We start from the raw sequence: 25,198 nt of genomic DNA, 5'->3' as shown, positions 1-25,198 counted from the left end.
ATTTAAGAATTTTCATTATGTAACTAATATAAATGCTTAAATAAAGCATTTATAAACAATAGTAGGCTTCTTTTTGTAACCATTGCATGAATGCCATGCCCAAATGGGGAAATCTATAGTAAAGTCAATACCTTTCTGTTTCATGTGTCTTACAATGTATTTATATGCTGTGCAATCTTCTTTACTAACAAAAATAGGATTGGCTATAAGCTTACCTTCATTCAAAAGTGTATTTATAGCATTTTTGTTTTGAAAAGTCCATAGGATTGTTGAATCAATAAATGTATTTAAGTTTGACTGTTTATCAAATTGTTTTCCTATATTTTTCTCCAGTTTCTTTTTATTTTGCAGAATTAAGAATAAATATGACTAATCGGACAATAAGAAATACCTATGCTAGATACAATTGTAAATGCTTATTTAAAGTAACAGCAAGGAATAACCTTTGTATATAGAGTGTACAATACATGCAAAACAGGATTAAAGAAGATTTTAAATATAATATGAAATAGTACAAAATAAGAATTTGATATATCTTTTATATATAAACTATTAATTGAAGTTTGTAATTACACATTATAGTTAGTATACTAACTATATAATTAGTGTGCTAACTATATTGGGGGTTATATGAATAATTTAGGCTATTTATTACACAAGGTAAGTATAATGACGAAAACAGAATTATCAAATCAATTAAAAGAATATAAAATAACAGCTCAGCAATGGTCTGTGTTAAAGGATATATCTCTTTATCCAAATGGAACCACCCCAGCTATGATTGCTGAAAGGCTCTTAGCAGACCGTCCAACAGTAACCGGGATTATACAAAGATTATTGCAAAAAGAATGGATTCTTATAAAACATAATCCTAAAGATAAACGGTCACATTTAATATTTTTAACAGATGAAACTAAGACATTAATACAGGAGATAGAAAATGTAAGCGATGAAGTTATAAAAAATGCTACAGCTAGTATTCCTAAAGAGGAAGTAGAAAATACAGTTCGAGTTTTGCAAAGTATGATTCAAAATTTACAAAAAAATAAAGGGTGATTAAAATGATTTTAGTAACAGGTGCTACAGGGAATGTAGGAAAAGAGGTTGTAAAATGCCTAATAAAAAGAAATGCTACTTTCAAAGTCACAACGCGCAGTAGAGAAACTGAAGGAGTGTATTTTGATTTTGAAAATCCTTCATCTGTAAAGGCGGCTTTAACAGGTGTTACTAAAATCTTTCTAATAAGACCACCACATCTAGCTGATGCAAAAAAGTATTTCCAGCCTGTTGTAGATGCCGCAAAAGAAATAGGTATAAAACACATTGTATTTTTATCTTTATTAGGTGTAGAAAAAAATCCGATAGTACCTCATGCTAAAATTGAAGCTATGATAAAGGCTTCTGGGATCCCTTACACATTCCTAAGACCGAGTTTTTTTATGCAAAATTTATTATCACAACATGGTGATGAATTAAGAAATGAAAAAATAATTGAAGTACCTGCTGGTAAAGGGGAAACAAGTTTTATAGATGTACGGGATATTGGAGAAGTTGCAGCTAAAATATTAACCGAAGAGGGACATGAATTTAAAGCTTATTCTTTAACGGGAAATGAGGCATTAACATATTATGAAGTTGCTGCTATTATTTCAAAAATAATAAATAAAGATATTACTTATACAAATCCAAGTATATTTAAATTTAGAAAAAGAATGATTCAAAAGGGACTTAACAGTGACTTTATTTGGGTTATGATTGGAATATATACAACTGCAAAATTAGGGTTAGCTAAAAAAGTCACATCAGATTTATCGAATTTACTAGATAGAAGTCCAATAACTATGGAAACGTTTGTTTACGATTACAAAGAATTATTAATATAATAATGCAAAAGTAAAAAAGAGGATTATTCACATAAAGAATCTATTATGTTTTAAGAGTAAGAGGGGATAGCCATGCAAAACAAAATTATCGTTATGTTTCAAAAAGATTTTCGTTTATATGATAACCCAGCTCTATTTGAGGCTGTTCAGTCCGGGGAGGTTCTTCCGGTATATGTACAAGATGAAACTTTTTCAATAGGAAGTGCGGCAAAGTGGTGGTTACACCATGCTATAATAGATGTCCAAAAGCAACTTAAGGCATTGGGCTCTACTTTAATAATCCGCAAAGGAAATATACAGGAAGAAATACTTTCTCTCATAAAACAATTAGATATAACGGCTGTATATTGGAATAGTTGTTATGATCCAGACAGGTTAAAATCTAATCAAAAAATGAAAATGATATTAGAAGATAAAGGTATTATTTGTAAGGAATTTAATTCGCATTTATTATTAGAACCGTGGATTATAAAAAAGAAGGATAACACTGAATATAAGGTGTTTACGCCTTTTTACAATGCATTTCAAAAGCAGGTAATACCTAAACCTATTAGCAGAGTACAGAGTATAAAGTGGGGAAGCTCTTTACCAGCAAGCTTATCTGTCTCAGAATTACACTTGTTGCCGACTATACCGTGGACATCTCATATGGAAGCAATATGGGAGCCTACAGAGGAAGGGGCATACAAAACATTTAAGAAATTTTTCTCTAGTAAATTAGCCTCTTATAGTGAAGGAAGAGATTTTCCAAATCAAAATGCTCATTCAATGTTGGCGCCATATCTTTCATTTGGCCAAATATCAGTGAAGTTAATGTATCACTACTTAATAAATAAAAGTACCGAAAGACAATGTAGTTTTTTTGAAAAACAAGTGATTAGTTTTATACGCCAATTAATTTGGAGAGAGTTTTCTTATTATTTGCTATATCACTATCCGTTTACAGCATATAAACCTCTTAATAAAAACTTTGAACATTTTCCGTGGAATAAGGAAGAGGAGTTATTAAGAGTATGGCAGAAGGGTGAAACTGGTTATCCGTTTATTGATGCGGGAATGCGAGAACTATGGCAAACCGGTTTTATGCATAATCGGGCAAGAATGGCTGTAGCCTCTTTTCTTGTAAAGCATTTGTTAATTCCGTGGCAAGAAGGTGCAAAATGGTTTATGGATACACTACTAGATGCTGATATTGCAAATAATACAATGGGATGGCAATGGGTTGCTGGAAGTGGAGCAGATGCATCACCGTACTTTCGTATTTTTAATCCTATCACACAAGGAGAAAAGTTTGATAAAAATGGAGAGTATATAAGAAGATGGGTACCAGAATTAAGAGATATCCCAAACAAATATATACATAAACCTTGGGAAGCACCTGAGCATATTTTACAAAAATCCAATATAAAACTTGGGAATACATATCCTTATCCGATTGTTGATCATAAGGCAGCACGAGAGAGAGCCCTTTGTGCATATAAAAATATGAAAGAATTTGTATGAAATAGGTTAAACAATATGTATTTAGAATTTTATCCATTATAAGGACATACTAATCATATAAAGTTTCTATAATCTTCTAGTAAAAAGGAGAATGTTTATGAAAAAATCTAGTATTATAGTATTTTTACTAACATATGGTTTGTTTTATGTTTCTAGTGTTTTATTCCCTATTGATCGTACTTGGTATGATGCGTTAGAAAAGCCGTCTTGGACACCTCCTGGTATGACAATCGGAATGATATGGGCTGTATTATTTGGACTTATTGCATTATCAGTTGCAATTATTTACAACAACTATGGATTCAAGCCAAAAACATTTTGGTTTTTATTCCTTTTAAATTATATATTCAATCAAGCGTTCAGCTATTTTCAATTTAGCCAAAAGAATTTGTTTTTAGCAACAGTAGATTGTTTACTTGTCGCTATTACTACGTTACTTCTCATAGTGGTTTCTTCCAAATTATCTAAGGTATCGACATGGTTGCTAATTCCGTATTTTTTATGGTCTGCATTTGCTACATATTTATCTTGGACAATTTATAGTATAAATTAAAGACGGAACTAAAAACTTGAGCATAATAAAAATGCTCGAGTTTTTATGTGTGTTAATGATAATCCGAAATATGGAATATATACATCTTAGGGAGGTCATCTTTGTGAAGAAATGGATAAAAATTATGCTGTACTCTTTACTAGCTATTTTAATTATAGGAAGTATTACTTTTTTGACTTGGTCTCAGTTTACTTATAAACCGACGAAAGAGGCTTTGTCGTTAGTAGATGATAAAAAAGATGAAGATAATATCGTTTTTGGAGCGAAAGATGCGAAAGTAGGGGTTATTTTTTATCAAGGAGCTAAAGTAGAAGCTGAGGCTTATAGTTACTTAGGAGAAGCTCTTGCAAAAGATGGGCACTTTGTAGTAATGCCTAAGTTACCATTAAACTTAGCGATATTTGGAATAAATGAGGTAGATAGTGTAATTGAAAAGTATCCTGAAGTTCAAAAATGGTATGTTGCGGGGCATTCAATGGGCGGAGCTATGATTTCTAAGTATGCCTCTCAGCATGAAGACAAGGTACACGGAATCATTTTCTTAGGTTCGTATCCTGCAGATGACTTTTCTACAAAATCGATTCCGATGTTATCAATTTATGGAGAAGTAGATGCTTTAGCAACTCTAGAAAAAATAGAGAACAATAAAAAGTTAATGTCGAAAAATACAACTATGCACATGATAAAAGGGGGAAACCATGCTCATTTTGGCATGTATGGTGAGCAAAAAGGTGATAATGCGAGTTTAATTACGGCAAAAGCACAACGAGATGAAACAGTAAAAGTAATTGAACAATGGTTATTGGAACAATGATAACGAATTTAATAAATCTACCGAAAGAATTATCCAAACGGTAGATGGGAGAGAGAATAAAGAGCCAAATCGTATGAATTGGCTCTTTTATTTATTTGCTATCTCCAATTGTCCCCTTATTTTCTCAGGAATATCCTTTTTAGAAATAATATCGTAAGAATACACATATTTTCCTTTCACATGAATTTTTAAGTAAGTTTTTCTTATAAAATCATTAGGCGTGTTCGTTCCAACTGTATATTCTTTTTCATTACTTAATTCGTCAACAGCTTTTAGTGAGTACATAGCTTTTCCTTTATGATGATAATCTGGAACACCATATCCTTTCGCAACGGCATATACATTTTTTTCTTCAGCAATCGGATTAAATCTGTCTAAATCTCCGCGTAATATGAAAGGTAGTAAGTATATAGGGAGGCCTATTCCTAGTATGCAAATTACAAATTTCTTCATGATCGTTTCTCCTTTTGTCTATTTACATTTTTGAGTATAGAAAAAAGTTCTTATGAATATAGAGGGAAATTCTTTAAGTTTTTCTTAATAAAGTTTAACTTTGTGAAAAAAACTAATTTGAGCATTAAGTTTACGAAATGAATAGCCAAATAACCTATTTTCTTTATTTTTTGATGGTAGGTTATTAGGTTTTATATTGGTATGAGTGAATTAAGAAATAAGTGAGGTTTAGGAAATAGAATGAATTTATCTTATAGTAATAAGAGAATTACCTGAATAAATGATAGTGAGAACAATTAAAGAAAGCATCTAGTGGGGTGCTTTTTTCTTTTGAAACAGAGAATCTCATGGGTCGGTTACATGTAATTTCGTGCTGTGCTTCTAGGTCATTGGAAAATCCAACAATAAAAAAAGAGGGGGAAGGCGTTTTTTATTGAAGTTTGTTAATGATAGATTTTTAACTTGAGAGGGGGATCGTAAAATAGATTATTAATCTCTTTGGTAATTTTTATTTTCCTTATAGTTGGCATATTGTATTAGAAATTTTAAATTTTGAAGGGAGAATCAATAGGTATGGGTAAGAAAAGAAGAATAAGTAATAAGTTATTACTTATCAGTGCAATTTTTACAATAGCAATTCCCTCAGTCTCATATGCGGAGGAAGTAATTTCACCTGAAAATTTTAAGAGTTCTTCAAATTTGTATAAGGCACGGAATACGGAAATTTTGAAAACAAATTTATATCCTAATACATATAATAATCCATTTAACTACCAATTTATTTCAAAATTAAAGGAAGTAAACACAAATATAAAAAAAATAGACAATAGTGATGATGAAAATCCTGTTATATCTACTACTCTTTCATTTATTCGCCATATGAATAGTGAAGATTATAAATCTGCATTTGATTTAACCTCAAGGTCATTACAGAAAATAATATCCGAAGAATGGTTGAAGAGCTATTGGGAGGGACTGCCAGTTCAATTACAAGCAGGTTCTTTTATAGAAATTGGAGAGGTTACACAAAAAGAGACAAATCCTGTTCATACAAATGTGGAGATTCAATTAGTTTTTGAAAAAATGACTGTACCTTTACTAATTAAACTAGATCCATCTGGAAAAATAGACGATTTTCAACTAAGCATGTCGTTTAGTCCTGTTGCTGAGCGTCCATCATATAGTAAGCCTGAATCATTTGTTGATAAAGAAGTAGTAGTTGGAAGTGGTGCATTTCCATTACCAGGAACATTGTCGGTTCCAAAAGGAAATGGTCCTTTTCCAGCGGTTATTCTTGTTCAAGGATCAGGAGCAACTGATCAGGATGAAACAGCGTTTGCTTTAAAACCATTTCGCGATTTAGCTGAAGGTCTTGCATCGAAGGGAATTGCTGTCCTTCGCTATAATAAACGAACGTATGAACATGGGCTGAAAACACAATTCAGTCCCTTCTATACAGTTGATAAAGAGACAACAGATGATGCTCTTCTTGTAACTCAATTTCTTAAAAATGAGCCTCTAATAAATAAGAGTCAAATATATATTCTTGGTCATAGTCAAGGTGGAATGATGCTTCCGAAAATGATTGAAAAAGACCAAAATCAAAATATTGCTGGGGCAATTGTAATGGGTGGACCAGCTCGTACGATTCAAGACGTTGTTTTAGATCAATTTGAGTATCTTTTTTCTATTGGAGCAATGAACCAGGAGCAATATAAATTTTACAAATCGCAATTTGAATTATTAAATGATCCAAATTTCTCTGGTCAGAATCCTCCAAAAGATTTTTACTTAGGATCAGCAGTATTTTGGGATTCTATTCGGAAAATTAAAGCAGCAGAAATATCAAAAGAACAAAAGACACCACTTCTTATTATTCAAGGAGAAAGAGACTATCAAGTTCAATCAAAAATCGAAATTCCTCTTTGGAAAGAACAATTAAAAGAACGAAATAACGTTGATTATCGACTATATCCAAAGTTAAATCATTTCTTTACAGAGGGCGATGGGGAAATAAGTAAACCGGATGAATATTATAGTCCTGCTAATATTCCTGAGTATGTTATAAATGATATTGCTGCTTGGGTGCAAGGCAGATCGCAATTAAATTAGCAACCATATGTTTTAATAAAGACTTTCTTTCTGTAATCAAAATAGAAATATTTTTATTAGGTTATATGTTTTTTTTAGCACTCTTTGAAAAGGAGTGCTTTTTTATTTTTCTATGATTTCTATAAAATAATGGACTTGTCTTCCAAATAAAGCGTTATTTGTAACGCTGTTATCAAAGCAAAGTGCTCGTGACATTTCCTTGATATTCAAAAACATTAATAACCTATCATGTGAAGTTTTTTGAAAATTTAGGTTTAACATCTTTAAAATAGGTGTATTACATATTACATAACAACTAAATAAGAAAATAAAAAATCTAAGGGAGGAAAAATACGATGCATAAGAATGAAAGAAAACCGGTGGTTTATGAATATCAAAATGAACAGGAAGTAGTTATGAAAGTAAAAGAGCTAGAATTGAAAGGGATTCACCAAGATGACATTTACGTCTTAACACATGAAAAACATATAACAAAAAAGATTGCGGATGATACAAACACAAATACGATTGGAGTAAAAGAACAAGGGTTGGGCACAAGTATTATCAACTTTTTCTCCAAAAAAGGGGACGAGCTCCGAAATCAAATGGAGGAAATGGGGTTGTCGAAGGAGGAAGCTAACTTATATGAAGAAAAACTAGATCAAGGGAGAATTTTACTTCTAGTAACAGATGAAACACTAACGGCGAGTGATAGGCAGCCGCAAAACTATCATTCTCTCTAATAGATTGCAATATCTGATAAATAGATAAGTTAATTATTTTAGGTTGTAGCATGGAAGAAAATAAAAGTAGAGAAGGGTGAGAAAAATGAAACATACAATATTTAAATATGCTGTGATTGGGATTACGACCGGAGTCATAGTATCTCTGTTAAAAAAAGAAAATCGGAAAGCTATACAAACAAAAGGAAAAAGCGTAAAAGACAAACTACAAGAAGGAAACATAAAGGAAACATTAGAGAAGGTAACCGAGACAAGTAAACAATTCTCTGTAACTGCAGCTAATGTTGCAAAACAAACATTACCACAACTGCTTACAGCCACACCGGTTGTCATTTCTACTATTAAAGATTTAACAGAAAACGAAAATAACAAAAAGAAAAAAGATGAAAAGGATAATGAAATAAAACAAAATAGTAAGAACCTAGACGGAGAAAAAACGGAAAATGAAAAGAAATATGTGAAAGAAGGGAAAGAAGAGAGTGCTTAGATTTAATTCTAAAAAGAGAAAGTGAGGAAAAAAGTATGAAATCTCTGTATGCAATTGATGTAGGAATTGGTTTTACTAAGCGGGCATATCGACAGGATGTAGATTCTGAGGTGACGATTAAGAGTGAAGCTGCCACACTAGCTCCTGTACCTAATCATGCTGAAAGTGAAGATTTAACAAAGGTAAGTTTTATAGACTTAGACTTTGCATACTACATGGGAAATGAAGCACATCAATCTGACGCTTCATTTCTTCCTCCATTTGACGAAGAAATAGAAAATTATTATGAAAGCGAAGAGTTTAAACAACAAATATTTGGTTGCATTGCAAAGGATTATAAAGAAAATGTCGTGTTACCTTTAGTTGTTACCGGGCTTCCAGTCACTTGTTTTGGTAGTCAGCATGAGCAATTACAACGTGCACTAAAAAAAGAAACTTCCGTACAAATTGATGGGAAATTTATTAATATTACGGTTGAAAATGCTTTGATTCTTCAGCAACCGATCGCTTTACATGCCTATTTCTTAAAAGAGGGAATCATTCAGGAACAAGATCGCATCTTAATTATTGATGGTGGATTTCGTACATTAGAAATGACAGATATGAAACAGAATGTCATTTTAAATCATTATGAGACGGAACTAGGATGTAGCAAGCCTTTGAAAAATATTAAGAATATCCTGCAGAATCATGCGGGTGAAAGTAATCAATTGCATATTAATGACATGCCAAAAATATTAGAAAAAGGATATGGAGATAAAGAAGAAAATTATGAGACAAGTCAGGTGGATATTTTAATTCAAAAAGAGTTGGATACACATTTCCAAGACATCATGCGTGTATTACAAAAACAATTTAAGTTAGACCAGTATGATACTATTATTTGGACAGGAGGAATAGTAGATCTCCACAAAAAACAAATTGAAAAAATGCAAGGTGAAATTGTTTCTTTCCGTATGGTAGACGCTTCAAAAGAGGCCGCGCTTCATGGATACTATATTATTGGAAGTCAAGTATTTGAGGACATCACCAATCAATCTGCATATAAATCCAAATTATAATGACGACCGAAATGGAGTTCGTTGAATAGACGTGCCAAATTGTGTGGCTTCTTTTCCAAATATAAATAAGAAAAGATAAAAAGTGCTTGTATAGAGGAAATGTTTAAAATTGAGAATAAAAATAACTAATATATAGGGGGTCTTCCTTTTTAAAGAATAAGACCTCCTATGCATTTATTTTGTAATTTAGATGATTTAAAAACTTTTCCTCCAAGATATGGATACCTACATACAAATTTCATATTACGGATATGATTCGATCAAACATAAAACTATTTAGAAAGGAAGAATAATATGGAATGCATAAAAATGACGAAATGGAGTTGGTATCATGTGAAAACTAGTGAGTTTGAAGAATTTTCTTCTATAATCCCCCGTGATGTAACATTTTATTTCTCTCAATTTGTAAAGAAAATAAGTTCTCCTTGTGAAAATGGATTATATGTTTATACGTTATCACCAAGTCAAACTTGTGTATATGGTTCGTTTTTATATGATCAAGATAAAAAGGACGCCAAAATTCAAAAATTTCTTCATTATTTCGTAGCTCATGGGATACTGATAACGGTCCAAGAAAAAGAGGAAGAGGATTTTCAAGAATTAATACATAATTTCCCTATAGGTATAAAAAATTGTAATAGTTCCGCTGAAGGACTATGTGCCATCTTATCGATATTTATATCTCACTATTTACGAAAGGTTGACTATTTTGAAAACAATTTCAGAAATGTGTTATGGGATTTTTATCATCATAATAACATAGCAGTTTTAGAAAGGATTTATCATATTCGTCATGAATTATTTATGAACACACATGTGTTTCGCTTAATACAAGAAGTGTTACAAGGCCTAAAAGAAGCTTGGTTAGAAAAACTAACAAACACCCTTTGTTATAAACAAACGCACGTAAAATTAGAGCGTGGATTACAACTCGTTAAAGAGTACCAAGAAGAATTAGACACGATGATTCATTTACAAGAAGTTGTTTCTTCTCATCGTGGGAATGAAATTATGAAAGCTCTTACTGTATTAACTGCTGTAAGTACGCCTTTGACAGCCTTAGGAGCATTATGGGGTATGAATTTTAAATACATGCCTGAACTTGAATGGAAATATAGCTATTTAATTGCTCTCTTATTTATTATTTTCACAACAGGGGGTATGTATATGTATATGCGATTCAAAGGGTGGACAGGTGATTTATTACGAGTAAAGAAAAAGAAATCTTTTTTTAAATCTAATTGATCCTGTTTATAAAAAATATGATAGGTATGAACCATAGATATATGGTTAGTAATATTTATTAATAGAGGTAGTGCCATATCCCCATCAAGTTAAAGTTTTGATGTCTCCGCAATGATAAAAATAAACTTGGTTTCCATAAAAAACATAATATTTTCATTTAAAGGCTATGAGGTGAAATGTCATCATCTTCATCACGTTTGACCTTCAAGAAATAAAAAGTTAAACTATTCTTGTACTCGAAGTACTATTATAGTACTGGAGAGATAATAACTTTACTATTTTGGTATGAGGTGAATAAATGATGAAAGATCGGATTGCCAAAACTGCTATTGCGCTTTTTCATGTAAGGGGAATAAAATTCACAATGAGTGATTTAGCTCGTGATCTAGGTGTAAGCAAAAGTACGCTTTACGAGCATTTTCCATCTAAGGACGAGCTTATTGGTTATGTAGTTGAGCAAATAAATGAAGAAGCCCAAATACGTTTTCGGGAAATTATCGATAATTCGAATTTGACCATACCGGAAAAATTAAAAGGGATTCTTTTAATTGTGCCTAAGGATTTTCAGCACAGCTTCGTACGTTTACTGATTGAACTGCGACGTTACCATCCAGAGCAGTGGGCAAAAATAGAACAAGGCATAAATGAAGAATGGGAGGTAATTACTGGGCTAGTTGAAGAGGGCATCAATAGCGGTGTTTTACGTTCATTGGACATTCCAGTACTAATCCAAACACTCAAAACGTTAATGAAATCAATTTTTGAACAGGGGAGTATAGCCTCTAACCAAATTACTCTACAAGAGTCACTTGCAATGATGGCCGATATCATATTGCATGGAATCACAAGTAAGGATTAAATAGTACTTCTACATAAAAAAATGAGTAGGGTCACAATAACCATACAGGTTAACGTAGCCCCGCTCATTTTTTATTTTTATCCCGCTTTGATGGGCAGTAAGATTCCTACCTCAAAATTCAGTGAAAGCAAAGAATTTAGGTGGGAGATCAACTGCCCATAAAAGTCCGATTGGTGAGGGCTGATAATCAGTGGGGGATGAAGAAAATCCCACTGATTAAAGTTTCACTTTATGTCGATTTTACTTAAGGGTAATTATACTTTACAGTCTGGAAGATTTCGGTATAATATAAAATGAGTACCGAAAATAATTTTTTGGTACTGAAGGTACGAATTAAGATAATCAGAGATGGAAACGAAAAGTTTGTAATTTTAAATTGTTTTTTCAATTTGGCTGGGATGTCCTTGAAGATAAAATACGGGTATAGGAGGAATGTAAATGGATTTTTTTGAGACTGTTATAATCATTGTGAATTTTAGTATTCTAGGCTGTATATTGTTTTTTAGTGAGAAAATAAAACAATGGTCTGTCTTCATTCTAACAGTTGCCTTTTGTGTGGTTGTGGTGCAGCTTATCGTAGAAGGGTATCGCTGGCAGATGATTCCTGCTTATTTGTCCCCATTTATTTTAACAAGCTGCTATCTATTTGCTGAATCAAAAAAGAACGTTAAAAGTTGTGGGGCATTCACAGTCAAGACAGCGCTACTGGTCATTTATTTGACTATTGCGGTCATGCTTCCTTCCCTCATGCCGGTAGTTTTATTTGAAAAAACGAGCGGTCCCTTCAAGGTTGGTACTACACTTTATCATTGGATTGATTATAATCGAGAAGAACCTTATATGAAAGATTTGAACGGCCGGCGCGAGCTGATGGTTCAGGTTTGGTATCCTGCAAAAGAAAAAGGAGAGATGAATCGCGCACCTTATATCCATAACTCGGATGAGATTGCCAAGGGGTTGGAAAAATCATTGTCTATTCCAGCATTCGCGTTTCATCATCTAGGCTTGATGAAGTCGAATGCATTCATGGAAGCTCAATTGTCAGATTCAGAGGAACGTTATCCGGTCCTACTCTTTTCCCATGGTTTAAGCGGTTTTCGCAATCAAAACACGTTTGAGGTGGAGGAGTTGGCCAGCCAAGGTTACATCGTCGTAGGAATTGATCATACCTATGATGCTGCAGCTACCGTCTTTCCAGATGGCAGAACCGCTTTTGTACAGTCGATCAATTTAACTGATTTTGCCGAACGAGATCGCCATATCAAATTATGGAAGGAAGATGTTGTTTTTGTACTTAATCAAATAGAGAAGCTTAACCAAAGCGATAAAGATAATCGCTTTACAGGAAGAATGGATACATCCCGAATTGGAATGTTTGGACATTCTTATGGTGGAGCTACAGCTGCGCAAGTGTTAGTGGAAGACTCCCGTGTCAAAGCAGCCATCAATATGGATGGTACATTATATGGGGAAAATGTTCCGAAATCTATAGTTGGAAAACCGTTTTTGATTATGAATGCAGAGACTAGTGATGATTCCACGAAAGATTTTTTAGAGGGAAAAGTTCGTAGTGACCATGCACTTGCAGGTGGTGGCATGTCAATGGTTATTCCCCATACCAATCATACGAGTTTCACTGATTTTCATTTGTTCTCTCCTTTGTTACGAAGCTTAGATGAAGATCCAAGATACGTTCACCGTATTATAAACGAATTCAGTCTCGCTTTTTTTGATCGATATGTGAAACAGGTAGACGATAGCTCTGCGCTTGAAAAATTGGACTCCAAATACCCAGAAGTGAAATTTAAAGTGAATTAATGACAATGTCTTTTAATATATTTGCTAACAGTTGGGTATATATTTTAATCATCAAGAAAGATTGCCCTCTGTAGCATACAGAGGGCAATCTTTTTTAAATTAATATAAAGGAGTTTTTTTATGTTTAATAGATTGAAGTATTTTCTTTTATCCGAGAAAGAAATAGTTGAAACTGTGAAGAATTACAAGGAGGAAAAAATACATGTTTTCATAATAAAAGATTTTTTAGGGGAGTTAATCTTAATAAGAACTCTTATATTTTTAATGTTTGTTCCAATATCAACTTTTATTTTTTCAGTTGTAATTTTTGGAGCTGTTTTCTTTTTATCCGGTATTAAGATTACCATTTGGGGCATTGCTATAATGTTATTGGTTCCAATAACATTACTTTTCTATATGAATATAACTAATACATCAATTATTATTACTGATTTAGTGAAGAAATTTTTATTAACCATAAAATATCTAAATCCATTTTACTCAATATTAAATAAACCTTGGTTATTTATTTTTGAATTATTATTTGGTTTTTTATATGTCTTCGTGCTATCTTTGTTTTCTATTTGGATAGTATTACATTCATTAGAAATAGGTTTCTCTGAATTTAGTTCAGAGGACAATCGAAGTTTCCAATTTTCAATTATTATTTTGCATACAGCAATTTATTTGTTTATAAGAGTTCATGGCCAGCCTTGTAAGACAACTAAGCAAAAAATTAAAAAACTGAAAATGAAATTTTATTTATGGTTTTGTTCTATGATTGCAAGTATTGTATATATATTTGAATCACTCTTTAATTATATGAATGGAATTCAAGCAATTTATTTTATATTTGTTTTAATGATTGCTTTAGAAAGAACAGTGACACATTATAAGAAATTTATAGATTTTTTAGAATCTGAAAATTTGTATGAAAAATAATTTTAGAGAGAAAAGTCATTTGAAATATAAAAAGTTATACCTACTAAGTACTGAACGAGTAAAAAAACGCTATTCTTTCTCTAGAATCATAGGAAAGGATAGCGTTTTTTATGTCTATTTTTGTATCTGATGAACTACAACTATTTGCTCAAGAAATTCAATGTTATTTATCCCCGAACATCTTAAGAAATCTTGCCAGAGAGTCTGGTTTCGTGCAACGAACCTGTAAATTCCAAACAAAAAGTTTACTCAATTTATGAGTATGTATGGAAAAAGAAAGAGATTCAATAATGCTTTGTTTAATATTAATTTATACAGAAATACATATTAAACAATATGTAATAATACATTTTATGATGATTTATTAAAATAAAATGTTATATTTTTGTGTGGAATATATAAATGGAGGAAATGTAATGAACAAAAATTTAAAATTTACTCAACTGATAATCGGTATGAGTACGATGGCATTATCATTTGGAAGTATTCAAACACAGATATCAGCTGAAGAAAAAGCACCCTATAATCTGTTGCAGATGAAACCAATTGGAACAGAAACTTCAAAAGATGAAATTGCACATGCTACAAAAGCGGATGGAACTTTAACTTTTGAAGAGCGTTTAAAAGTAGGTGATTTTTCACAAAGGCCAACTTCGGTGATGAAACATAATGACAGGCAATTAAAGCAAAGCTATACTCTGGCAGAACTGAATAAAATGCCTGATAGTCAATTCATTGATACGCTATCAAGAGTTTCATGGAATCAAATTACAGACTTATTTCAATTCAATCAAGATACGAAAGCTTTTTATCAAAATAGAGAACGTATGAACGTTATCATTAATGAATTAGGACGACGAGGGAAATCTTTTACGAAAGAGGACTCAATGGGAATTGAAACTTTTGTTGAGATATTACGTTCTGCTTTTTATGTGGGATATTTTAATAATGAAGTAGGTTACTTAAATGAGAGAAGCTTCCATGACAAATGTTTACCAGCATTAAAAGCTATTGCAAAAAATCCAAACTTTACATTAGGTACAGCTGAGCAAGATAGAGTAGTAGTTGCGTATGGGAAATTAATTAGTAATGCTTCTAGTGATGCTGAAACAGTACAGTATGCGGCAAATATTTTAAAACAGTTTAATGATAACCTTTCTATGTATGCTAATGATTATATGAAAGAACAAGCTGTATATGAAATCGTAAAAGGTATTGATTATGATATACAATCTTATTTGCAGGAAACGAATAAAAAGCCTAATGCAACAATGTGGTATGGAAAGATAGATAACTTTATAAATGAGGTTAGTAGAATTGCTCTCATACGGAATTTAACAACTGAGAATAGTTGGCTAATTAATAATGGGATTTATTATGCAGGACGTTTAGGGAAATTTCATAGCAATCCAAACAAAGGATTGGAAGTTATTACACAAGCGATGAATATGTATCCTCGCCTAAGTGGACCTTATTTTATAGCGGTAGAGCAAATCAAAACAAACTACGGTGGAAAAGATTATGATGGAAATACAGTAGATTTACAGAAAATACGTGAAGAAGGGAAGTTACAATACTTACCTAAAACATATACATTTGATGATGGATCTATTGTTTTTAAGACAGGCGATAAAGTAACAGAAGAGAAAATTAAAAGGTTATATTGGGCAGCCAAAGAAGTAAAGGCACAATATCACCGTGTAATTGGAAATGATAAAGCACTAGAACCAGGTAACGCAGATGATGTGCTGACAATTGTAATTTATAATAATCCAGATGATTATCAATTAAATAGACAATTATATGGATATGAAACGAACAACGGCGGTATTTATATTGAAGAGAAGGGTACTTTCTTTACATATGAGCGTACACCAAAACAGAGTATTTATAGTCTAGAAGAGTTATTCCGTCACGAATTCACTCATTATTTACAAGGAAGATACGAGGTTCCTGGTTTATTTGGGAGTGGAGAACTATATCAAAATGAACGCTTAACTTGGTTCCAAGAAGGGAATGCAGAATTCTTTGCAGGATCTACACGTACAAATAATGTTGTTCCACGTAAAAGTATTATAAGTGGCTTATCATCTGATCCGGCAAGCCGTTATACTGCAAAGCAAACTTTGTTCGCAAAATATGGATCATGGGATTTTTATAATTATTCCTTTGCACTACAGTCTTATCTATATAATCACCACTTTGAAACCTTTGATAAGATTCAGGATTTAATCCGTGCAAACGATGTGAAAAATTATGACGCGTATCGTGAAGCATTAAGTAAAGATGCACAGCTGAATATAGAATATCAAACGTATATGCAGCAGTTGATTGATAATCAAGATAAATACAATGTACCACAAGTAACAAATGATTACTTAATACAACATGCACCTAAGCCGTTAGCTGAAGTGAAGAAAGAAATTGTCGATGTAACTAATATAAAAGATGCAAAAATCACAAAACATGAGTCTCAATTTTTTAACACATTTACTGTAGAAGGCAAGTACATAGGTAGTACATCAAAAGGTGAGTCTGAAGACTGGAAAACAATGAGTAAACAAGTCAATCAAACCTTGGAGCAGTTGTCTCAAACAGGATGGAGCGGCTATAAAACAGTTACAGCCTATTTTGTTAACTATCGTGTGAATGCAGCCAATCAATTTGAATATGATATTGTTTTCCATGGTGTTGCAACAGAGGAAAAAGAAAAAACAACGACTATAGTAAATATGAATGGACCATATAGCGGGATAGTAAATGAAGGAATTCAATTCCATAGTGATGGTACAGAAAGTGAAAATGGAAAAATTATTTCTTATCTATGGAACTTTGGAGATGGTACAACAAGTACAGAAGTCAGCCCTACCCATGTATATGGAGAAAAAGGAGCATATACTGTGGAACTAACAGTGAAAGATAGTAGAGGAAAAGAAAGTAAAGAACAAACCAAAGTTACTGTAAAACAAGATCCGCAAACAGGTGGATCCCTTGAAGAGGAAAAGGTACTCCCGTTTAATAAGCTTGTAAAAGGAAATCTGATCGCTCCTGATCAAACAGATGTTTATACGTTTGATGTTACAGTTCCAAAAGAAGTAGATATTTCTGTGGTAAATGAACAAAACATTGGGATGACATGGGTACTTTATCATGAATCAGACATGCAAAATTACGTAGCTTGTGGTGAAGATGAAGGAAATGCTATAAAGGGAAAATTCGTAGCGAAACCAGGGAAATATTATTTGAATGTGTATAAATTTGATGATAACACTGGTGAATATTCATTATTAATAAAATAAATTTATTTTCAATATGTATATAACGGTTGTTTTTTAGGAGGAGTCTGTCACGATAGACTTCTCCTATTTTTTACTCTAAAATAAGTTAATAAATTAGGTAATTATCTTTAAAAATAAATCATTATAAACCTAAAATATTCAATTAAAAAATAGAAGAGAGGGAGCTTGCGTCTTAATAAGACTAATATTAGGAGTTATGTCACATTTCGATTAAATAAAATATCGTAAAATCCCCAGAATAAATTTTTTTGCATGTTCATTCATTTAGGGTAATTCTCAACTCTTAAGCTGATGTATGTGGGGGACCGACTCATATACATCAGCTTAAATAATTAGATATTTTATTTATTAAGTTAAGCGAAATTTTATTCGTATAGGAGGAAGGCCCATTTAATTCTTTTTTCGAATGTTATTCATGTTTATCGTATTCCATCGAATGCGCTTGTTACCAAGTGATGTACATAGGAATCATCCAACTTATCACCGGTTACTAGCAACCGATAAAAAATTGGTCCGTAAATGAGATCGATGGATAATTCAATATCAAGGTTTTCTTTCAATTCTCCTCTTTGAATTCCCTTCTCTAGAAGTTGCTTTGCTTGCAGTCGACGGGGCTGGAAACATCGAGTGCGATATTCCTCTTTCAGTTTTAAGTCAACGTTTGATTTTCTCTTTGCAACCAGAAGTTCGTAGTCGCTTAAATGGATTATTCATGTCTATTTTCTTTTTGGGTGTTGCTGTTGGATCCTTTTTCGGAGGATGGAGTGTAGCATTGTGGATCGGAATCGCTTTTCCGACCATAGCGCTGCTTTATTTTGCCACAGAGAAATAGTTCAATAATCAAATTTAAACAGATCGGATTCGCTTGAATGCATATTCATTAATATGTCTGATTTTTATAGATTATTTGCGGTTATTTTGAAGTTTTTACATCACAACCAGATTTTTTGTCTCTATCGCTAAAAGAGGGCAAAACTCACCATATAAAATGTGTCCGAATTCCATTTAGACTATGAAAAAAGAGAGCTTGCGCTAGACAACAAGCCCTCTAAAAAATAACGTAATTGAGATATCTATATATTAACAGTTATTTTCTAACGATTCTATATGTCTTATGTTGAGAAATAAATTATAAGTGGCTTGATAACGCTAAAATGAATTATTGACATAATATTTCGACGATAATATAATAAATCTCGAATTCAAGATAACTTGTAAAGGATTGGTAATTATGAGAGCTTATCTTTAAAGTTATTTGTTATATTATCAAGGGAATTACAGCCAATCACTAAACGTATGAAAAGGATCTAAAAATTTATGGACTTAATGCAACTGAATTTGCAGTGCTTGAGCTACTATACAGTAAAGCTGATCGGCCTATAAAAAAATTGAGGACAAAATATTACTTGTAAGTTTTTGTATCACGTATGCATCAATTATTTCAGAAGGTATTGAATTGGTGACACTAATTTTTCCACAGCATAGAGAGGGGATTCGGCAAATATTTGGTAGTTTGGACTATATTGAGAAAAAATGATAAGTAAACAGTTGAAAAAGTTAGGATATTACGCACAGAAAGTGTAAGTTTTTAGATGTTATTTCTGTTTAGTAATATCCTAATTAAATATAAATTAAATAAATAGGAGGGAAAATTAATAAATAGTAGTAAATGTATTGTAGTACAAAATAAAGAAATTATGTAATTGCAATTAATATAGTAGGAAATAAAGTTGTTATGTTCACGTATACATATCGTCCTTTTCATTATAAATCTTTCATAAAGCGGAGAGTGGGTATCAAGAATGGAGTTACGTCATTTAGAGTATTTTATTCAAGTTTGTAATAATAATAGTTTTACTAAAGCTGCGGAAGTTCTAGGTATTTCACAGCCGACTTTAAGTCAACAAATACGTGTGTTAGAAGGTGAACTTGATACACCTTTGTTTCATCGAGTTGGAAGAGGTATCAAAATGACAGAAGCGGGTAAGCTGCTATTTGATAAAGGAAAATTTATCATGCAACAATTTGATGACGTTTATAATGAAATTTTTGAATTAAAGGGTGTAAAAAGAGGTGTGATTACTATAGGAGGTCTATTAGAGGACCTTACTTATTTAACACCTTATATTATGAAGTTTCAACAACATTATCCCAACATCGTAGTGAAAATTGTAGAATCCGAAGTTGCCGTAAATCAAATCGTTGACAAAAATATTGATTTTGGGATTACACGTAGTGCTCAAATTCCAGACACATTAACAAACACCCTTTTGTATAGTGAAGAGCTCGTCCTTGTCATTCCAAAAAATCATCCTTTGAATGAAAAATCATTTGTTTCTTTTCGAGAATTAGTAGGGCTGAGTAGAATAATGGTTTCATGTAGTTGTCGTGAATCTATTAAAATATATTGTGAGAGTTTAGGGTTATCTTTATCTGAAGCAAATATAGAAACAAAATCTTCTATTTCTCTATTGAGCCTTGTATACAATGGACATGGGGTTGCCATAATACCTCGTTCACTGGTTAACTTTGTTAATAATGATACTTTGAGCATAGTTCGTATTACTGATCCAACACCAAGCCAAGATATTAATCTTATTCACTTTGATGATAAATTTTTAAGTTTTGCAGCACGTATCTTTATGCAGAAGTTAAATGATTCGCAAAAAGTATCAGTGTAATAGAAATAATAATGATTCTAATGTAACAATTGAAAAATTAAGATCTATATTAAAGTCAAAGGGCAGTGGATTTATATGTGTGGTGTGATCGATTTGTGACTTTTACTTAAGGGAAAGGGGTAGACTTTGCACGGAGAGAAGGATGTAAAAAACAAATCAAGTTTAAGCTATCAACTCTTTTGTCCTATTAAATAGTAATAGATTCCAATAGAGATATACAATGCTATTTCGAATCTACATATCCTTATTGCAGAAAGAAAACCACCGGCATTATACCGGTGGTTTTGATTTAGAAAGCAAAGCAAGTACAACCAATACCCCATTTAGTTCCATCTTTTCCTATTACGGTATGAGTGTGTTGATGGAGAGGGTTACTGCAACTATGTAACTTGTTATCATGGGCATCGTGAGAAAGTATAGTGTTGGCTAGGTTAGCACCGCCATAACCATAAACGCCCGTCGGTGACCAGTCAGGTGATGCTGGCGGCAATTCAGGTGATAAATTTTTAAATTCATCATTTCCATACACAACCTGTCCGCCCATAATTGTGAGTAATGATTCAAGGTTCTTGATTTCTTCTTCTGGCACAGTAAAGTAGTCAGCAGACAATACAGCAAGATCAGCAAACTGACCTACTGCAAGGGTTCCTTTTTTACCTTCATCACCAGAGAACCACGCACTTCCTTTTGAATATAATTCCAGGGCTACTTTTCTATCCAGTTTATTTTTTTCATCGTATATCGAAAGTCCACCAATGGTTTTTCCGGCAACCATCCAATAAAGAGCGACCCAAGGGTTATAGCTGGAAACTCTAGTTGCATCACTACCGGCGCCAACAGGTATACCAAGGTCTAACATACGATAAATCGGAGGAGTACGCTTTGCAGCTTCCTTTCCGTATAAATCAACAAAGTATTCACCTTGAAAAGCCATGCGGTCTTGGATGGCAATACCGCCATTTAAAGCCTTAACACGTTCCATGCTACGATCTGAGATTGTTTCTGCATGATCAAACCACCATCGTAGACCATTAAAAGGAATTTCACTGTTAACTTCCTCGAATACATTTAAGAAACGTGTGATTGACTCATCATAAGTTGCATGTAAACGGAAGGGCCAACGGTTTTCCACCAATAGAGAAATTACTTTCTTTAAGTCAGCTTCCATCATCGTAGCTAGTTCAGGCCGTGGCATTTGAAATTTTTCAAAATCGGCTGCTGAGAATACTAACATCTCTCCGGCACCATTCATTTTATACTTATCAGTTCCTTGACCTGGAGAAACAATTTTTGCCCATGAAGCAAAGTCTTCATATTCATGATTTGGATTTTGCGTAAATAGATTATAAGCAATACGCAAAGTTAATTGTTCCTTCTCGGCTAAATGTTCAACAACTTTGTAATCATCAGGATAATTTTGGAATCCACCACCTGCGTCAATAGCACTTGTAATACCTAATCTATTTAATTCGCGCATAAAATGGCGAGTTGAATTAATCTGGTCGTCAAAATTAAGTGCTGGTGCTTTACCCAAACTTGAATAAAGAATAGAAGCGTTAGGATTCGCAATTAAAAGGCCTGTTGGATTACCTCGTTTATCCCGCTCAATTAAGCAGCCTGGAGGGTCTGGTGTATCTTTTGTATATCCCAGTGCATGCAGCCCAGCACGATTTACAAGTGCTCTATCGTAAAGATGTAGCACAAAGACAGGAGTGTCTTCAGAAACGGCATTAATTTCTTCCAAAGTTGGCAACCGTCTCTCTTTAAATTGAAATTCAGACCAACCTCCAACTACCCTTACCCACTGAGGAGCAGGTGTACGCCTTGCCTGTTCTTTGAGCATTTCTAGAGCAATAAAAAGTGATGGCACGCCTTCCCAACGTAATTCCATATTATAATGTAGACCACCACGAATAACGTGTATATGAGAGTCATTCAGGCCTGGAATAGCTCTCTTTCTTTTAAGGTCTATTTTCTTTGTTTTTTCCGTGGCACTATTAAGAAGCTCATCTCCACCTACTGCAGTGACTAAACCATCAGTTATGGCGATAGCAGATACCTCAGGCTGAGAAGGGTCAAGGGTAGTAATTTTTCCGTTATATAAGATCATATCCGGTAAAGTCATGTTCACACCTCGTCTACTTTCTATTATTTTGTAACCATGGATGAAATAATTTACCGAAAATCGGCATGACTACCCATGATAGCAAGGACACTATACATACTGAAACAAAAAAGGCCGACATAATAGGATTTATATGTTTTATAATAGGTCCTATCACTTTAGGAACTAACATGCTAAGAGGCCATACACCCAGAAGGGTAACGATAGACATTTTCCATTTTGGAGGTGGAACTGGCGTTTTCGGAGTAACAAACCAATAAGCCAAACTACTTTCAGTTTTGTAACTCGGATTAGTAACTTGAAATTGTTCTGCCGTTTTTAACAAATCCCGGCGAATGTCTGATTCTTGCCAAGCACGTAGATGCTCATACGTATCAAAGCGAAAAATAACAGTATACTCTCTCGATTCGTTATTTGGGACTATTAGATTTACACCTAAATGCCCTGGGAATTTAGTAGCGGCAGCCTCAATTTCATGTCTCCATGTTTCAAACTGCTTTTCTCTACCTTCTTGAATTTCCCATGTAACAATCGTTGTTACTGGATCAGCAGCATCCATCGTGTTCCCTGTATAAGTCTCTTCGACAGCTACTCCTTCTTGTTTCATATTTTCCTGCTTGGAAGCGCGCCGTGCACCATAGTATATGCGTATTCTACTCCTTGACCATAAGCGCCAGTGTGCTCCTTTACAATTTCCATTACAGCATCATAAGTGTCTTTGTGTGCCCAGTCACGTTGGTATTCAAGTAAAACTTGAATTGCTGTCACTGGAATTGCACCAGCTTGTTCTACACGACGCATAGCAGCGTTATGTGCTGTCAGACTAGTACCACCTGAAGCATCATCAACTGCATACACTTCATAGCCAGCTTTCATTGCTTCAAGCACAGGGAATGCAAGGCAAACTTCAGTCCAAAGTGCTGCAAATATTAATTTCTTTCTACCTGTTGCTTTAACTGCTTCAACAAATTTTGGATCTTCCCAAGAGTTCATTGAACTGCGTTCTATAATTTCATGGTTTGGGAATATATCAAGAATTTGTGGCCAAAAATAACCAGAAAAGCTGCGTGTCTCAACTGTAGTAAGAATAGTAGGTACGTTAAAAGTTTTTGCTGATTTAGCAAGTAGCATAACGTTATTAATCAATGTTTGTCTATCAATACTTGCAACTCCAAAAGTCATTTGAGGTTGAAAATCAATCAAAATTAATGCGCTGTTCTCCGGATTTAACAATTCTAAATTACTCATAATAAAACGCTCCTTTTTTAATTGTTTAAAATTGTAATCGTAAAAATAAAATTTTTGCTATACCTTTTAAATTAAAAGAGAGTGCTGATTTAATCAGCACTAAATGTATACTATCCATTTTTTTGAAAGTGATTTAAAGCTATTTCTTTGAAATACATTTATCCCGCATTAACGGGCAGTAAGACCCCCACCTCAAAATTCAGCGGAAGCAAAGAAGTTAGGTGGGGGATCAACTGCCTGTAAAAGCCCGATTGGTTCAACTAATAATCAGTGGGGGATGAACAAAACCCCCACTGATTAAAGTTTCACTTTATGCATTTTGTTTACTAAGATCTCGCTGAGCTCCCCTATAGCTTCCAATTATATTTTGATAGCCTGGAAGATTGCTAGCAAGCAAATTGCCAAAACCTTCGACATCGTTGCGCCAATCGCGTTGTAATTCGCAAGCTACGCTAAACCAGTTCATAAGTTGCACACCACTATGTGCCATACGAGTATTGGCAGCATCTGCAACTTGTTTACTGAAAGTTCCTGAAGCATCCGTAACAGCAAATACTTCATATCCAGCTTTTATAGCGGAAAGTGCCGGGAAAGCAACACAAACGTCCGTAACTACGCCTGCGATGATAAGTTGTTTTTTTCCAGTTTCTTCGATTGCTTTTACAAAATCATCATTATCCCATGCGTTAATTTGTCCAGGTCGAGCTATTTTTGGTGCATGAGGAAAGAGATCAACCAATTCTTGCATTAAAGGTCCATTAGGCCCGTTTTCGAAACTTGTTGTTAAAATAACTGGTAAATCAAAAAACTTAGCAGTATGAGCAAGAGCTAAAACATTGTTCTTGAATTCATCAACACCATAGTCACGTACTAGTCCGGACATAAGACCAGTTTGATGATCTACTAAAAGCACAACAGCATCATCTTTGTTAATACGAGAATAGAGATCAGTCATTATGTATTCCTCCTAAAAATTAAGTAATCGAAGAAAGTTTAAATAGTCGGATACTATCATAAGTTTCTTCGTTTATAACTAAGCTGACCAATAATATTGGTTATAGCAGCATTCACAGAACATGAAGTGCTATACAATTTTATAGTATTTGAAAACTGATTCGTTAATCAATTCTAAATTATCTATAATTCGTATAGGTCGTAACTATAGTTGTTTTCACTATAAAATAGATTGGTTTTACCTATACATCCTATAGATAGAACAATATTGATAGTCACCTATTTTTGTTATTACAATTGAATAGGAGTAATGTTCAGTAATTATTTTTTGATGAAAAAGGTATTAGAGGGGGGATTGTTCCAAAAGGAGAAAATGAATGCATTGGAACAATAGAGTTTCATACTTAGAGTTCACAACATAAACGTGCATGAATAGGTTATGACATTCATCCGGATTATT

Annotated in this window: 20 protein-coding genes and 5 pseudogenes; 18 read left to right on the top strand and 7 right to left on the bottom strand. The window is 33.3% G+C overall.

Annotation, left to right across the window (positions count from 1 at the left end; translation table 11 throughout):
• Nucleotides 1-60: 60 nt before the first annotated feature.
• Nucleotides 61-321, bottom strand: a pseudogene (locus tag AC22L0_RS12030) (DUF3841 domain-containing protein); the annotation flags it as partial.
• A gap of 309 nt (nt 322-630) precedes the next feature.
• Here AC22L0_RS12030 and AC22L0_RS12025 point away from each other — a divergent pair.
• The 5 genes from AC22L0_RS12025 (at nt 631) to AC22L0_RS12005 (ending at nt 4,753) form a co-directional block, all read left to right on the top strand.
• The gene (locus tag AC22L0_RS12025; RefSeq protein ID WP_001061041.1) at nt 631-1,056 is read left to right on the top strand and encodes a MarR family winged helix-turn-helix transcriptional regulator; all 426 of its coding nucleotides are present in this window, start codon (nt 631-633) and stop codon (nt 1,054-1,056) included.
• 5 nt (nt 1,057-1,061) lie between these two features.
• Nucleotides 1,062-1,883 (top strand): SDR family oxidoreductase, encoded by an 822-nt coding sequence (locus AC22L0_RS12020; RefSeq protein ID WP_044793057.1) that lies wholly within the window; start codon nt 1,062-1,064, stop codon nt 1,881-1,883.
• Nucleotides 1,884-1,955: 72 nt separating this feature from the next.
• The gene (locus AC22L0_RS12015) at nt 1,956-3,386 is read left to right on the top strand and encodes a cryptochrome/photolyase family protein (protein ID WP_087965131.1); all 1,431 of its coding nucleotides are present in this window, start codon (nt 1,956-1,958) and stop codon (nt 3,384-3,386) included.
• Between the two features lie 97 nt (nt 3,387-3,483).
• Nucleotides 3,484-3,939 carry a TspO/MBR family protein gene (locus tag AC22L0_RS12010; protein WP_065703722.1) on the top strand — a complete coding sequence of 152 codons (456 nt, stop codon included), beginning with the start codon at nt 3,484-3,486 and terminating at the stop codon, nt 3,937-3,939.
• Between the two features lie 103 nt (nt 3,940-4,042).
• Nucleotides 4,043-4,753, top strand: a complete 711-nt coding sequence (locus AC22L0_RS12005) for an alpha/beta hydrolase (RefSeq protein ID WP_087965133.1) — start codon at nt 4,043-4,045, stop codon at nt 4,751-4,753.
• A gap of 87 nt (nt 4,754-4,840) precedes the next feature.
• Here AC22L0_RS12005 and AC22L0_RS12000 read toward each other — a convergent pair whose 3' ends face one another.
• A complete protein-coding gene (locus AC22L0_RS12000; protein ID WP_087965135.1) occupies nt 4,841-5,206 on the bottom strand; it encodes a YxeA family protein in 366 nt (121 codons plus the stop codon).
• A 573-nt stretch (nt 5,207-5,779) separates the two neighbouring features.
• Between AC22L0_RS12000 and AC22L0_RS11995 the strand changes: the two genes are divergently transcribed.
• The 10 genes and pseudogenes from AC22L0_RS11995 (at nt 5,780) to colA (ending at nt 17,730) form a co-directional block, all read left to right on the top strand.
• A complete protein-coding gene (locus AC22L0_RS11995) occupies nt 5,780-7,318 on the top strand; it encodes an alpha/beta hydrolase (protein WP_140160691.1) in 1,539 nt (512 codons plus the stop codon).
• Between the two features lie 335 nt (nt 7,319-7,653).
• Complete coding sequence (locus AC22L0_RS11990) at nt 7,654-8,040, top strand: YflT domain-containing protein (protein WP_000549439.1); 387 nt, start codon at nt 7,654-7,656, stop codon at nt 8,038-8,040.
• Nucleotides 8,041-8,125: 85 nt separating this feature from the next.
• Complete coding sequence (locus AC22L0_RS11985) at nt 8,126-8,527, top strand: hypothetical protein (protein WP_000683210.1); 402 nt, start codon at nt 8,126-8,128, stop codon at nt 8,525-8,527.
• A gap of 35 nt (nt 8,528-8,562) precedes the next feature.
• The gene (locus AC22L0_RS11980; RefSeq protein ID WP_087965137.1) at nt 8,563-9,588 is read left to right on the top strand and encodes a ParM/StbA family protein; all 1,026 of its coding nucleotides are present in this window, start codon (nt 8,563-8,565) and stop codon (nt 9,586-9,588) included.
• 294 nt (nt 9,589-9,882) lie between these two features.
• The gene (locus tag AC22L0_RS11975; protein WP_487272274.1) at nt 9,883-10,833 is read left to right on the top strand and encodes a magnesium transporter CorA family protein; all 951 of its coding nucleotides are present in this window, start codon (nt 9,883-9,885) and stop codon (nt 10,831-10,833) included.
• A gap of 301 nt (nt 10,834-11,134) precedes the next feature.
• Nucleotides 11,135-11,692 carry a TetR/AcrR family transcriptional regulator gene (locus AC22L0_RS11970; protein ID WP_249268305.1) on the top strand — a complete coding sequence of 186 codons (558 nt, stop codon included), beginning with the start codon at nt 11,135-11,137 and terminating at the stop codon, nt 11,690-11,692.
• Nucleotides 11,693-12,130: 438 nt separating this feature from the next.
• Nucleotides 12,131-13,510 (top strand): alpha/beta hydrolase family protein, encoded by a 1,380-nt coding sequence (locus AC22L0_RS11965; protein ID WP_487272273.1) that lies wholly within the window; start codon nt 12,131-12,133, stop codon nt 13,508-13,510.
• A gap of 120 nt (nt 13,511-13,630) precedes the next feature.
• On the top strand, nt 13,631-14,431 hold the full coding sequence (locus AC22L0_RS11960) for a hypothetical protein (RefSeq protein ID WP_000483298.1): 801 nt from the start codon (nt 13,631-13,633) through the stop codon (nt 14,429-14,431).
• Between the two features lie 110 nt (nt 14,432-14,541).
• A pseudogene (locus AC22L0_RS11955) lies at nt 14,542-14,688 on the top strand (IS4 family transposase); the annotation flags it as partial.
• A 159-nt stretch (nt 14,689-14,847) separates the two neighbouring features.
• Nucleotides 14,848-17,730 (top strand): collagenase ColA, encoded by a 2,883-nt coding sequence (gene colA, locus AC22L0_RS11950; protein ID WP_487272272.1) that lies wholly within the window; start codon nt 14,848-14,850, stop codon nt 17,728-17,730.
• Between the two features lie 419 nt (nt 17,731-18,149).
• Here the strand turns inward: colA and AC22L0_RS11945 are convergent.
• Nucleotides 18,150-18,389: pseudogene (locus tag AC22L0_RS11945) on the bottom strand (TetR-like C-terminal domain-containing protein); the annotation flags it as partial.
• Between AC22L0_RS11945 and AC22L0_RS11940 the strand changes: the two are divergent.
• The 3 genes and pseudogenes from AC22L0_RS11940 to AC22L0_RS11930 form a co-directional block, all read left to right on the top strand.
• A pseudogene (locus tag AC22L0_RS11940) lies at nt 18,377-18,562 on the top strand (MFS transporter); the annotation flags it as partial. The pseudogenes AC22L0_RS11945 and AC22L0_RS11940 sit on opposite strands and share 13 nt — an antisense overlap.
• Nucleotides 18,563-18,951: 389 nt before the next feature.
• Nucleotides 18,952-19,314 (top strand): annotated as a pseudogene (locus AC22L0_RS11935) (MarR family transcriptional regulator).
• 218 nt (nt 19,315-19,532) lie between these two features.
• On the top strand, nt 19,533-20,411 hold the full coding sequence (locus AC22L0_RS11930) for a LysR family transcriptional regulator (protein ID WP_000423205.1): 879 nt from the start codon (nt 19,533-19,535) through the stop codon (nt 20,409-20,411).
• A 289-nt stretch (nt 20,412-20,700) separates the two neighbouring features.
• On the opposite strand, the gene AC22L0_RS11925 is transcribed toward AC22L0_RS11930, so the two are convergent.
• The 4 genes from AC22L0_RS11925 to ycaC form a co-directional block, all read right to left on the bottom strand.
• Nucleotides 20,701-22,536 (bottom strand): amidohydrolase, encoded by a 1,836-nt coding sequence (locus AC22L0_RS11925; protein ID WP_061654882.1) that lies wholly within the window; start codon nt 22,534-22,536, stop codon nt 20,701-20,703.
• A 13-nt stretch (nt 22,537-22,549) separates the two neighbouring features.
• Entirely contained in the window at nt 22,550-23,143 is a 594-nt protein-coding gene (locus AC22L0_RS11920; RefSeq protein ID WP_087965149.1) for an antibiotic biosynthesis monooxygenase, read from the bottom strand.
• A complete protein-coding gene (locus tag AC22L0_RS11915) occupies nt 23,140-23,784 on the bottom strand; it encodes a hydrolase (protein ID WP_000067163.1) in 645 nt (214 codons plus the stop codon). Before AC22L0_RS11915 ends, AC22L0_RS11920 begins: the two co-directional genes overlap by 4 nt.
• 310 nt (nt 23,785-24,094) lie before the next feature.
• Entirely contained in the window at nt 24,095-24,739 is a 645-nt protein-coding gene (gene ycaC / locus AC22L0_RS11910; protein WP_000131214.1) for an isochorismate family cysteine hydrolase YcaC, read from the bottom strand.
• Nucleotides 24,740-25,198 lie beyond the last annotated feature (459 nt).

The organism is Bacillus sp. LQ01 (assembly GCF_057624735.1).
The sequence above is the reverse complement of the archived record's forward strand: the minus strand, read 5'-3'. Positions and strand labels throughout refer to the sequence as shown.